This is a genomic window from Candidatus Schmidhempelia bombi str. Bimp (genome assembly GCF_000471645.3).
Taxonomy (GTDB): domain Bacteria; phylum Pseudomonadota; class Gammaproteobacteria; order Enterobacterales; family Orbaceae; genus Utexia; species Utexia bombi.
This window is the reverse complement of sequence record NZ_AWGA01000024.1, coordinates 41781-53936: the sequence shown is the minus strand read 5'-3', so window position 1 is coordinate 53936 and position 12156 is coordinate 41781. Positions and strand designations below refer to the sequence as shown.

Sequence of the window (12156 nt, the reverse complement as noted above, 5' to 3'; positions counted from 1 at the left end):
GATTAGCTAAGATCAGCCATCCGACCTAACAAACTTTGTAAACGTTCTTGCCATACAACTTGTTCTTGTTTTAAACGCTGATTTTCTTCTTGTAGCGTGACTAAAATAGCGTTAGCTCCGGCTAATTGATGCTCTAATAACTGTTTTTGTTCTTTTAATTCCTCAATTTCCAATTGTAATAAACCGATTGTATCGATTGCTTGCTGAATTTTACTTTCTAATTGATTTAAAATTTCTGAAGACATACTTCATCCCTAATTTATGGTGGTTATTTATTTACAATACTATTATTATATCTAATTAAATACAATTCATAAAATATTATTGGAGAAATAATCATGCGTGAACCGTTAGTTATGGGTAATTGGAAGTTAAATGGTAGTAAAGAAATGGCAAAAACGTTAATCACTGAATTAACACAAGAGCTTAGTGATGTTAAAGGCTGCCGTGTGGCTATTGCTCCCCCTGTGATGTATCTGGATTTTGTTAACCAATTATTAATTAATAATGGCATTATTCATCTTGGCGCACAAAATGTAGACGTTCAGTTATCTGGCGCGTTTACGGGTGATATTTCAGCAGCTATGTTGAAAGAGGTGGGTGCAAAGTACATCATTATTGGTCATTCAGAGCGTCGAACTTACCATAAAGAAAGCGATGCTATCATTGCTAAAAAGTTTGCGGTATTGAAAGAAAATGGTTTAACCCCAGTATTATGTATTGGTGAAACAGAAAGTGAAAATGAGGCAGGCCAAACCGAAGCCGTATGTGCACGACAAATCGATGCCGTACTCACAATCTTAGGGGTTTCTGCATTTAAAGATGCTGTGATTGCTTATGAGCCAGTATGGGCCATCGGCACAGGAAAATCAGCCACGCCAGCGCAAGCTCAAGCTGTGCACAAATTTATCCGTGATCATATCGCTAAACAAGATAAAGCGATTGCAGAACAAGTAATCATTCAATACGGCGGTTCAGTCAATGATAGCAATGCCGCAGAATTGTTTACCCAACCTGATATTGATGGGGCGTTAGTCGGTGGAGCATCACTAAAAGCGAATGCGTTTGCCGCAATCGTCAAAGCAGCGGCCAATGCTAAAAATTAATTAGTTTTTAATAACGCTTATTGACCTTAGTTTAAGTAATAGATAAAAAATCCGTAATTATTCTGTATAATCAGCATACATTACGGATTTTTTATTTTGCTTATATTATTTTACATATTTTTATCCCGCTTTCCCTCGCGATGGAACCAATCTCTGTTAATTTATACAATAACTAAAATAACTTATGTCTATACGCTATTGCCTAAAATAGGTCAACAAGCAGGCTATTTGCTATAAATCCATTTTTTCATCTTTTCACTGAATGCCATTAAATGCATTTATAAGACACAATTATCGTTTTTTACACACTTTAGTAATTAATAACAATATAATCGTACTATTTTGTTCAATTTTAATACTGACTCACATTGACAACTAAAAACAGCATTAATTGATACGTTTTTAAAATGGGTGAAAGGAGAATAACAATAGCAAAATAACTCGGGGGTTGATTAACAGGATATCAAAAGAGATAGTCAATAATATCAAATGAACAAATAAATACCACGAATCCGTCATATAAATACAAGAAGCTTTTTAAGTGTCAATGATTTAAATTCAGATAAAGAAAGCGAAGAAAAATTAGGTTCTATAACAGTGATTTTACTTTATAGATAGTATTAATAATTTTAAATAAATTTGAGCCAATTCAAATAGTTATTCGGATTAGCTCAAAATTTATTACTTAGTCAATTACTTTTTATAACGACTAGGCCAAATTTTCTCTACTGGCACATTTAAGTATTCAGAAATGATCTTTTCATACTTAGGGCAATGGCGATATAAAGCATTTCTTAATGTGTCTGCTTGTAAACCGCTTTTACGTGATAAATCACGTAAACTACCGCCTCTAATTTTAATTTCACCAACAACTCTAGATGGTAACCAGTCTTGCTCTTGTGCTCTCATTATGAGATCCTCTTTGTTCATATTGTACAGATAATCGGTCCTAAAAAAGTTGCGCACGATATAAACGCGAACTTTAGTAATATAATACCACACAAAAATACGAATTCAAGTTAACTTACTATTTTTATGTGAAAAAATCATTACTTACAGATTGGATAAGGCAATCAAATGGGGCTCAATAACGCGGATCATTTAGATAATATCGACGCTGATAACGGCATAAAGTACAATAAAAGTCGTCACACTATCCTCAAAAATCACTGATTCAACATCGATGAAATAGATAATGATTTAGCTATTTCTAAACCAGTCAGTTAGACATCACAAATAACGTTACTCTTTTAGCTAATAATGACTCATCATAGAAATTGCCTAATAACAAGTAAATGTTCCATATTGCTAAAACAGTTAAGCTAAAGGCAAACGTTGCCAAATAGCGCATAGCAATAAGCATTCATCATCACTGATCATTTATGTTGAAATATATTAATAGCGTTGAACGTTACGATAAGCGGAATACAACTGTCGAACACATACTCCACAAGAGTTTAATTCTCATGCGATCAAATAGTTTGAAATGCCGATCGCGATATTGAGAACCCTTAAAAGGGTTATTTAGCTAAAAAATGCCATAATGATACTCATAATCAATACACAAATAGCTTAATCATCAATAATCAGATATAAATTATTTTTTATTACTATTATATTTTAAGCAAAAACCAACAATGGCTACTAATTAGCGATAATCTATGATCACGATCAATAAATATTGATTATCCTATTATTTATTGAGCAATATTTATTATTAACACCTCATTTAAACCAAAATCCATTAAATCATGGAAATAAGATAACATGTTGATCCTCAAGTAATCGCCAACGGAATAACTTAAACGACCATACCTATTTATTATTTCTTATGTTAAAATGACATTTTACTTAAAAAATTATGCGTAACGTTAAAGTTATCCTTAAAATTATGCATAAAATGAGATATTACTGATTTCATTTTGCTAACTGAATATTTATATTGATTCTACCAATGCTAGGTTAGCAACGGCATAACAAATAATGGTGCTCGGTAATCGTTAACACCGCTTTATTGTTGGTAAGCCATAACATAAATGAGATCAAATCGTTATATCAATAGTAAGATTAAATAGCACCAACTCACTAAGTTGTTGATTGAATTTTCCTGATAAAGTGATAGAAATATTATTATGCTTGACTCTAAACATAGCCCATTAAAAACAGCCAATCTTTCAGACCAAAAAGTGATTGTTGGTATGTCCGGAGGGGTTGACTCATCAGTATCCGCCTACTTATTGCAACAGCAAGGTTATCAAGTAACGGGGCTTTTTATGAAAAATTGGGAAGAAGATGATGATCAAGAATATTGTAGTGCGGCTTCCGATCTCGCTGATGCGCAAGCAGTCTGTGATAAGCTAGGGATTGAATTATTAACCATTAACTTTGCCGCAGAATATTGGGATAATGTATTTGAACATTTCCTTTCCGAATATAAAGCTGGTCGTACCCCTAATCCTGATATTTTATGTAATAAAGAGATCAAATTTAAAGCTTTTTTAGATTATGCTGCCGAAGATTTAGGCGCAGATTATATTGCTACTGGACACTATGTTCGACGTAGAGACAGTGGTTCACATACTCAATTATTACGCGGATTAGATAATAATAAAGATCAAAGCTATTTTCTCTACACATTAAGTGAAGCACAAATTAGTAAAAGTTTATTTCCAGTCGGTGAACTAGAAAAGCCACAGGTACGAAAAATAGCCGCAGAATTACAATTAATTACCGCCCAGAAAAAAGATTCAACTGGTATCTGTTTCATTGGTGAGCGTAAATTCCGTGAATTCTTAGCAAGATACCTACCCGCACAACCTGGACATATACGTACTGTTGATGGACATATTATTGGTGAACATCAGGGACTCATGTATCATACGCTTGGGCAAAGAAAAGGATTAGGGATTGGCGGATTAAAAAATACGCCAGAAACACCTTGGTACGTTGTGGATAAAGACTTAATTAATAATGAATTAATTGTTGCTCAGGGACACGATCATCCTGCTTTATTCTCAAACGGATTAATTGCCCAGCAATTGCATTGGGTAAATAGACAACCACTTACGCAGCCATTACGATGTACGGTCAAAACCCGTTATCGGCAGCAAGATATCGCTTGTACTATTAACCCTATAGATAATGACAAAATAGAAGTCCTATTTGATTCACCTGTTGCAGCAGTAACCCCTGGACAATCGGCGGTATTCTATATGGATGAGATTTGTCTTGGTGGTGGCATTATTGAACAACGTGTATAGAATAGAAATAAAACAATCATACGGTGAAACATGAGCAAATATCATGATATTGTTATTGCTTTGGCAGGTGCTTGCCAAAGCGCATCTTTAGTACCAGAATTGAGTCATAATGGTACCACTGAACCAAAAGATTACATTACGGCAATAAAAAGTATTTTTAATACTAATCCCGTTTCAGCAACAGATGTCTTTGGCGATATAAATAATATTAAACGAGGTTTAAAAATACTCATTCAAATATTAAATACGCAAAAACAACAAGACGTAATGGAGACGACACGTTATCTATTCGCTACATTAACTATTGCGAATCATTTACGTAAAAACCAAACTGCACTAAATGAATTATCACAACGTCTATCGCGATTAAGTACTTTATATACCTTTACCAATGATGATGATTTAGCCCAGTCTATAGATACCATATCGTATTCACTTGCTGGAATTTATACCGATATCATTAGCCCTTTAACCACTAAAGTCAAAGTAATGGGTAAAATGGAATACTTACAAAATACATTAATCCAAGCTAAAGTACGTACAACACTATTTGCTTGTGTCCGCGCAAGCATATTATGGTTTCAAATGGGCGGTACGCGCTGGCAATTTATTTTATCCCGTAAAAAATTGTTACAAACAGCAGAAGAATTATTAACAAACATTTAATCATTAATCTTTGGAGCCTAAAACAATGCAATTATCTACGCTTACTGCAATTTCCCCTATCGATGGACGTTATGGCGACAAAACTGCACCATTACGATCACTATTTAGCGAATATGGTTTACTGAAATACCGCGTAAAAGTTGAAATAAAATGGCTACAAAAATTGGCTGAATGTCCGTTAATCAAAGAAGTACCTGCATTTAATGATGAAACCAACCAACTTCTTGAACACATTATCCATAACTTCAATGAACAAGACGCATTGCACATAAAAACGATTGAAAAAACGACTAACCATGATGTAAAAGCCGTTGAATATTATCTAAAAGAAAAAATCGCACATCACCAGCCATTAGCCTCGGTATCGGAATTTATTCATTTTGCCTGCACGTCAGAAGATATCAATAATTTATCACATGCATTAATGTTAACTGAGGCAAGAGAAACGATATTAATTCCTTATTGGCAACAATTAATTGAAACAATTAAACAGCAAGCACAACAATATAGCGATATTCCACTTTTATCAAGAACACATGGACAACCAGCAACGCCTTCCACCATCGGTAAAGAATTTGCTAATGTTGCCTATCGTCTTGAGCGACAATTAATCCAACTTAAACAGATTGATATTCTGGGGAAAATTAATGGAGCTACTGGCAATTATAGTGCCCATAGTGTTGCCTATCCAGATGTTGATTGGCAGCAATTTAGCCAAGAATTTGTGACCTCTTTGGGGATCAAATGGAATCCTTATACCACCCAAATTGAGCCTCACGATTACATCGCCGAATTATTTGATTGTATTGCGCGTTTTAATACGATTGTTATCGATTTTGATCGCGATATCTGGGGTTACATTGCCCTTAATCATTTCAAACAAAAAATGGTGGAAGGTGAAATCGGTTCATCGACAATGCCACATAAAATTAACCCAATTGATTTTGAAAATTCAGAAGGAAACCTTGGTCTAGCCAACGCCGTGCTTCATCACCTAGCAAGTAAATTACCAATTTCAAGATGGCAACGTGATCTAACGGATTCTACCGTGTTACGTAACTTAGGCGTGGGGCTTAGTTATGCGATTATTGCTTATCAATCGACATTAAAAGGAATGAAAAAGTTAGAGGTAAATCAGTCGCATTTACTTGATGAACTTGATCAAAATTGGGAAGTCCTTGCCGAGCCAATTCAAACTGTCATGCGTCGTTATGGCATTGAAAAACCTTATGAGAAATTAAAACAACTTACACGAGGTAAGCGCGTTAATGCCGAAGGCATGCAACAGTTTATTGACTCACTGCCATTGCCAGAAGAAGAGAAAAGACGTTTAAAACAAATGACACCAACAAACTATATTGGTTATGCTGTCACCTTAGTTAATCAATTAAAATAATTTTGATATAAAAACATCAAATAATGAACTTTATTATTGCTCATAAAATAATATGCAAAAAATAATTCGTATTGCTACTCGCCAAAGTCCACTAGCACTTTGGCAAGCTAATTTTATTAAACAACAGCTTACCTATTTTCATCCACGATTAACGGTAGAATTGATACCGATCATGACGCAGGGTGATATTATTTTAGATACACCATTAGCTAAAATTGGTGGCAAAGGGCTATTTGTTAAACAATTAGAACATGCCCTATTAAATGATCAGGCGGATATTGCGGTACACTCCATGAAAGATATACCCGTGGAATTCCCAAAAGGATTAGCATTAACCACTATTTGTTGCCGTGAAGACCCTCGCGATGCGTTTGTATCAAACAACTATCAATCTTTAGCGCAATTACCTGCTAATGCGATAGTTGGAACATCAAGCTTACGTAGGCAGAGCCAATTAAGAGCAACTTATCCCCACCTAACTATCCGTGACCTACGCGGTAATGTAGGGACACGATTACAAAAACTAGATAATGGCGAGTATGACGCAATCATTCTCGCTGCCGCAGGCTTGACTCGTTTAGGATTAACAGCGCGGATCACTCAGGCACTAGAGATAACCGACATGTTACCTGCCGTTGGGCAAGGTGCGATCGGTATAGAAAGTCGACTCAATGATAGCGCTATATCAACATTACTTGCACCATTAGATGATCCCTCAACACGCTTTTGTATTGTTGCCGAACGGGCATTTAATGAGACCTTACAAGGAGGATGCCAAGTCCCAATTGGCTGTCATGCTACATTAAATCAAGACACACTCCATATTAGAGGGTTAATTAGCTGCCTTGATGGCTCAAAGACGATTAAAGCAGAAATAACGGGTAAAGCTAATGATGCCGACCAATTAGGTCGAAAGTTAGCTACGTTATTGCTTAATGATGGTGCAGACGCTATTTTAAACGAGATATATGCCACACAATGATCATTGTTACCCGCCCTACACCTTATGGAGAACAGTTAGTCAAACAGCTTAATGCGGTAGGTTTAGCGGCAAAACACATCCCATTATTTAACATTGTACCAAAGGTCGATCCTATTGATTTGCAATTAAAACTCGACCAGCTCGCTTCGGGTGATATGGTTATTGTCGTCTCCCCACAAGTGCTAAATGTCATAGCGCAATTTGAACATCAGCTTCACTTTCCTAAATCATTACACTATGCAGCCATAGGGCAAAAGACGGCCAAGTTATTACAGCACTACACAGCAACCTCTGTGATCTATCCTTTAACCGAAGAAAATAGTGAGGCTTTACTCTCATTACCGCGATTACAGCATATTGGACAACGACGTATTTTAATCTTAAGAGGAGATAAAGGGCGAGAATTATTGGCAACAACGTTACAAGCGCGTGGAGCCATCACCGAATATTACACTTGTTATCAAAGACAACCTATCAAACCAATATTAAGTGTTATTCAAGATAATTCAATTGATAAAATCATCATCATTACCAATACCGAAAGCTTGTTATACTTAGAACAATTTATCAATGAAACTCAGAAGAGAACCAATACTTTATTAGTTAGCAGTGCTAGAATTGGCGAAAAAGCAAATGCGTTAGGTTGGCATAAAATTATTACCATCAATTCAGCAGATAATCGAAAATTGTTTAAAACCTTAATAACACTATGCCATAATGGACAGTAATAATATATAAACTTGCAAAGGAATCATTCATGACTGAACAACTATCATCATCGGAAAATGAAAATATTCAGCAATCAAATACCAATAAAAAAACAAAAGCTAAGGCGGCAGCGGTTAATATGGAATCAGCGCTAAAAGAGACGAAATCAACAAACAATGCTGATCAATCAACCAACAAGAAAAAAAACACCACACAACAAACACAAACAGAGAAAGCCTCTAAAAGTCAAACACCTATATCTAAATTAACACTATTATCGATTCTATTAACATTGGGTCTTGGTGGAGGTATTTACTATTACGAGCGTCAACAAAACCATTTACAGCAACAAACCATAAATCATTTACAAGCACAGCTTGATACATTGAGTGCTAATCTACAAAAAAGTCTCAATGAAAATACTCAGTCATATAATCAACAGTTAGAACAGTTACAACAACAAATAAAACAACAATCAACAGCACAACAACAATTTATTGCTCAAGTAACAAAAATTAATAAAACGACTGAACATGGTTTATATCAACTTCAAGAACAGCTATCTGCTCTTTCTACTAGTAACTACAATAATTGGTTAATTTCACAAGCTAATTATTTAGTTAATTTAGCGGGCAGAAAAATATGGAATGAACAGGATTTTGTTACTGCTAGCCTATTACTTAAAAGTGCTGACCACAGCTTAGCCGAAACCAATGATCCAAGTTTATTACCCGCAAGACAAGCGATTAATAAAGATATTTCATCATTGTTATTAGTAAGTCATATTGATGTTGATGGTGTCATTATGTCATTAATGGAATTAGCTAATCAAGCCAACGAATTACCGTTAATTAATAATTACCAATTAGTCGATATCGCACTTAACGATCACGATGACTCTTTTGTAGATCCAACGAATGATGCACCACAACAGAGCGAATCAAACCGTTTTAAAGCGCGTTTAAAACGTTGGGGTGATAATTTATTAGCTTCATCTAAATCACTGCTGAAAAACTTTATCTCTATCGAGAAATATAATGAGTATGAGGATTGTATCGCTAGAGCAAAAGCAAAAAAACAAGCCTTTAATCAATGTCAGGTATATAAAGCGTTGATTATGCCTGATCAAGCTTTATATATCAGAGAAAATATACGACAACAGCTTTATATCGCCGCACAAGCCGTACCTCGTCATCAGGATAAAATTTATCAACAAGCATTAAAAGATGTTTCCAGCTGGGTTTATGCTTACTTTAATACAGATGCACCAATAACGATAGGTTTTATCGATCAACTGGATCGGCTCCAAGAACAAACTATTAATCAACGTCATCTTCCCGAACAATTGGAGAGCGCGGCAATATTAGAACGTCTTATGCAAACGCGTGTCCGCTCACTATTAAGCGAACAATAGGAGATAAACCATGTTTAAAATGTTACTATTATTTCTTATTATTGGTGTAGGTATTATCATTGGTCCCTCTCTCGCTGGACAACAAGGCGTGGCTTTATTTAAAATTGCTGGTTATCGATTAACCATGAGTTTTACTACTTTTGTTATTATCGATCTATTATTATTTTTAATCGTTTATTGGTGTTACTGGCTATTACGTGAAATACTTCATGCTCACAATATTTTTAGCCGTTTATCACAATGGTTGTTCCCAAATCAATCCGCGAAGAAACTGGAAAAGGGACAACTACGATTATTAGAGGGAAATTATCCAAAAGCAGAAAAACTATTCTCTCAAGCAGCTAAAACCGCAAACAATAAGACATTAATCTACTTATTCGCCGCCCAAGCCGCGATTGATGATAATCAGCTTATTACTGCCAATCAATTATTAGAACAAGCCGCATTAACTTGTACTGATAACGAAAAATTAGCCTTTTATATTGTACAAATTCGGTTACAAATTAAAAATAACGAATTAAATGTGGCTAAGCAACAGGTTGAGACACTATTAGCTAAATATCCAAAAAATGCCGAAATACTTAGACTTGCTTATCAAATTAATTTTAAGTTAGAAAATTATCAAGCAATTATTGATTACATTCCTATGATGCATAAAGCGCATGCTTATGAAGAAAATAAGTTAGATCAATATTTACAAGCCTCATACATTGCCCGTATTCAACAACTGGCAAGGGATGCGAATCCAAGAGCACTACAACAATGGTGGCAAGCACAATCTAAAGCAGTTAAACATAATCTACTTTGTCAAAAACAGGTGGCGTTTCATTTTACTGAATTAGGCCAATATGATGAAGCAGAGGAAGTTAATCGTTTAATCGCAAAAAATAAAAAGCATTAGAATTCATTATCTTTTAAGTACCATTAATCTTATTACTTTGATAATGCTTTCAACATACTGATATACTAGATAAGTCAATCACAGTAAAATAATTTTAACTGATGATGTAAAAACTGTTTATAACGGCTTTTACATCATCGTTTTATATTTATCACAATATATAAAGAGCGCTTTTTTATCGAAACAGAGCAGCAAATAGATAAGATAAACAGAAAACCATCACAGCACTATTAGTATAAACAGCAAAAGAGTTGATATTGATCCTTTAATATTTATCTAAACCATTAATAAATGGTGGCATAGTAATAATAGAAAATTTATTCAGCAGCATAATTAAAGCAACCTATAAACATAGCTAGATGGATGAATACTCTTTGATATTTTATTATTTAAACTAGCTAAAATGACAAACAGTGGTTTAAAATTAAACATATACCTAAGTAAGCATGTTTAAAAGGTATAAACTGATTTTGAGATATTGCTATATTTTTATCGAAAAAACATATAGCGAATAAATCCAAAGCAGAGATGACAACACAAACAACTTAATTGATCACGATAATTTCATAACATTATTTTGGTATTGGCGTTTATTTATTATGACGATGACCCTTTCACAGCTATCCATTTACCCTATTAAATCCATGCAAGGTTTAAATCTGATGCAAGCCAAGGTAAATGAAAGTGGTTTTGAATTTGACCGACAATTTATGCTTAGCCAGTTAGATGGGACGTTTATTACCGCGAGACAATACCCACAGCTATTATTGTTAACCCCCAAACTTACTCACACTGGATTAATTGTTACCGCGCCGAATAAATCGGCTATTGTGGTTAATTATAATGAATTTTCAAGCCAGTTAGAATTGACAAATGTTTGGGGAAACTATTTTTATTCACATATTGCTTCCATTAACGTTAATCGTTGGTTTAGTGATTATTTACAGCGTGATGTCCAATTACGCTGGCTAGGACATGCGTCAACCCGCCGGGTTAAACATTATCCAACCTTACCGCTTTCCTTTGCCGATGGCTACCCTTATCTCCTATTAAATCGATCTTCCTTTGATGAAGTGGATCGGCGTTGTCGTCAATCACTCGCTATATCTCAATTCCGTGGAAACATTATTATTGATGGCGCACCCGCTTTCGCTGAAGATAGTTGGAAAACAATTAAAATAGGTAAGATCATATTTGAAGTCACTAAACCTTGTTCGCGCTGTGTTCTTACTACGGTTAACGTTAAAACGGCTCAGCCAGAACCAAATAAAGAACCCCTTAGTGTACTATCAACCTTTCGTCGTGATGAACAAGGAGAGATTGATTTTGGTATTAATATGGTTGCGCTCAATGAAGGTATTTTACATGTTGGTGATAAAGTGGAACTATTAGCAACAAAACCCGCTAAACCATATATTATTAAAACGGAGACAGCCCCAATAAAAACACCACAGGGACAACCTTCACAACCAATAACAATTGAGTACCATCAACAAGCATTTATAGGCAATACCGAACAAACATTACTAGAACAATTAGAACATCACAATATAAGTATACCTTATTCATGCCGTGTCGGTTTATGTGGCAAATGTCGCATTCGATTAATCGCCGGTAAAATAAAACCGTTAACCAGCAATGCTATCCAAAGCAACCAGCAGATTTTAGCTTGTAGCTGTATTCCTGAAGGGGATATAAAAATTGATTGAAAATAGAAGAAGAC

At 35.0% G+C, this 12156-nt stretch carries 11 protein-coding genes; 9 read left to right on the top strand and 2 right to left on the bottom strand.

From position 1 onward, the window contains the following. Nucleotides 1-2 precede the first annotated feature (2 nt). Nucleotides 3-245: a cell division protein ZapB gene (gene zapB / locus O970_RS02675; RefSeq protein ID WP_024495640.1), complete on the bottom strand. Its 243-nt coding sequence runs from the start codon at nt 243-245 to the stop codon at nt 3-5. Nucleotides 246-338: 93 nt separating this feature from the next. Between zapB and tpiA the strand changes: the two genes are divergently transcribed. Further along, complete coding sequence (gene tpiA, locus O970_RS02670; protein ID WP_024495639.1) at nt 339-1106, top strand: triose-phosphate isomerase; 768 nt, start codon at nt 339-341, stop codon at nt 1104-1106. Nucleotides 1107-1799: 693 nt separating this feature from the next. Here tpiA and O970_RS02665 read toward each other — a convergent pair. Further along, on the bottom strand, nt 1800-2015 hold the full coding sequence (locus O970_RS02665) for a helix-turn-helix domain-containing protein (RefSeq protein ID WP_036562425.1): 216 nt from the start codon (nt 2013-2015) through the stop codon (nt 1800-1802). A 1223-nt stretch (nt 2016-3238) separates the two neighbouring features. Here O970_RS02665 and mnmA point away from each other — a divergent pair. The 8 genes from mnmA to O970_RS02625 all read left to right on the top strand — a co-directional run bounded on the left by mnmA (nt 3239) and on the right by O970_RS02625 (nt 12142). Then, nucleotides 3239-4366, top strand: coding sequence for a tRNA 2-thiouridine(34) synthase MnmA (gene mnmA / locus O970_RS02660; protein ID WP_024495638.1), 1128 nt, complete (start codon nt 3239-3241; stop codon nt 4364-4366). 30 nt (nt 4367-4396) lie between these two features. After that, nucleotides 4397-5032 (top strand): high frequency lysogenization protein HflD, encoded by a 636-nt coding sequence (gene hflD, locus O970_RS02655; protein ID WP_024495637.1) that lies wholly within the window; start codon nt 4397-4399, stop codon nt 5030-5032. 25 nt (nt 5033-5057) lie between these two features. Continuing rightward, nucleotides 5058-6428 (top strand): adenylosuccinate lyase, encoded by a 1371-nt coding sequence (gene purB / locus O970_RS02650; protein WP_024495636.1) that lies wholly within the window; start codon nt 5058-5060, stop codon nt 6426-6428. 52 nt (nt 6429-6480) lie between these two features. Beyond that, on the top strand, nt 6481-7410 hold the full coding sequence (hemC, locus tag O970_RS02645) for a hydroxymethylbilane synthase (protein WP_024495635.1): 930 nt from the start codon (nt 6481-6483) through the stop codon (nt 7408-7410). Further along, complete coding sequence (locus tag O970_RS02640) at nt 7407-8138, top strand: uroporphyrinogen-III synthase (protein ID WP_024495634.1); 732 nt, start codon at nt 7407-7409, stop codon at nt 8136-8138. Before hemC ends, O970_RS02640 begins: the two co-directional genes overlap by 4 nt. Nucleotides 8139-8167: 29 nt before the next feature. Next, nucleotides 8168-9532, top strand: a complete 1365-nt coding sequence (locus O970_RS02635) for a uroporphyrinogen-III C-methyltransferase (RefSeq protein ID WP_024495633.1) — start codon at nt 8168-8170, stop codon at nt 9530-9532. A 10-nt stretch (nt 9533-9542) separates the two neighbouring features. After that, the gene (locus O970_RS02630; RefSeq protein ID WP_024495632.1) at nt 9543-10433 is read left to right on the top strand and encodes a heme biosynthesis HemY N-terminal domain-containing protein; all 891 of its coding nucleotides are present in this window, start codon (nt 9543-9545) and stop codon (nt 10431-10433) included. 599 nt (nt 10434-11032) lie between these two features. After that, a complete protein-coding gene (locus O970_RS02625; RefSeq protein ID WP_024495631.1) occupies nt 11033-12142 on the top strand; it encodes a YcbX family protein in 1110 nt (369 codons plus the stop codon). Nucleotides 12143-12156 lie beyond the last annotated feature (14 nt).

What these genes read in the sequence shown, in the direction of transcription:
- zapB (WP_024495640.1), bottom strand. Translation starts at nt 245, where the DNA reads ATGTCTTCAGAAATTTTAAATCAATTAGAAAGTAAAATTCAGCAAGCA.
- tpiA (WP_024495639.1), top strand. Translation starts at nt 339, where the DNA reads ATGCGTGAACCGTTAGTTATGGGTAATTGGAAGTTAAATGGTAGTAAA.
- O970_RS02665 (WP_036562425.1), bottom strand. Translation starts at nt 2,015, where the DNA reads ATGAGAGCACAAGAGCAAGACTGGTTACCATCTAGAGTTGTTGGTGAA.
- mnmA (WP_024495638.1), top strand. Translation starts at nt 3,239, where the DNA reads ATGCTTGACTCTAAACATAGCCCATTAAAAACAGCCAATCTTTCAGAC.
- hflD (WP_024495637.1), top strand. Translation starts at nt 4,397, where the DNA reads ATGAGCAAATATCATGATATTGTTATTGCTTTGGCAGGTGCTTGCCAA.
- purB (WP_024495636.1), top strand. Translation starts at nt 5,058, where the DNA reads ATGCAATTATCTACGCTTACTGCAATTTCCCCTATCGATGGACGTTAT.
- hemC (WP_024495635.1), top strand. Translation starts at nt 6,481, where the DNA reads ATGCAAAAAATAATTCGTATTGCTACTCGCCAAAGTCCACTAGCACTT.
- O970_RS02640 (WP_024495634.1), top strand. Translation starts at nt 7,407, where the DNA reads ATGATCATTGTTACCCGCCCTACACCTTATGGAGAACAGTTAGTCAAA.
- O970_RS02635 (WP_024495633.1), top strand. Translation starts at nt 8,168, where the DNA reads ATGACTGAACAACTATCATCATCGGAAAATGAAAATATTCAGCAATCA.
- O970_RS02630 (WP_024495632.1), top strand. Translation starts at nt 9,543, where the DNA reads ATGTTTAAAATGTTACTATTATTTCTTATTATTGGTGTAGGTATTATC.
- O970_RS02625 (WP_024495631.1), top strand. Translation starts at nt 11,033, where the DNA reads ATGACGATGACCCTTTCACAGCTATCCATTTACCCTATTAAATCCATG.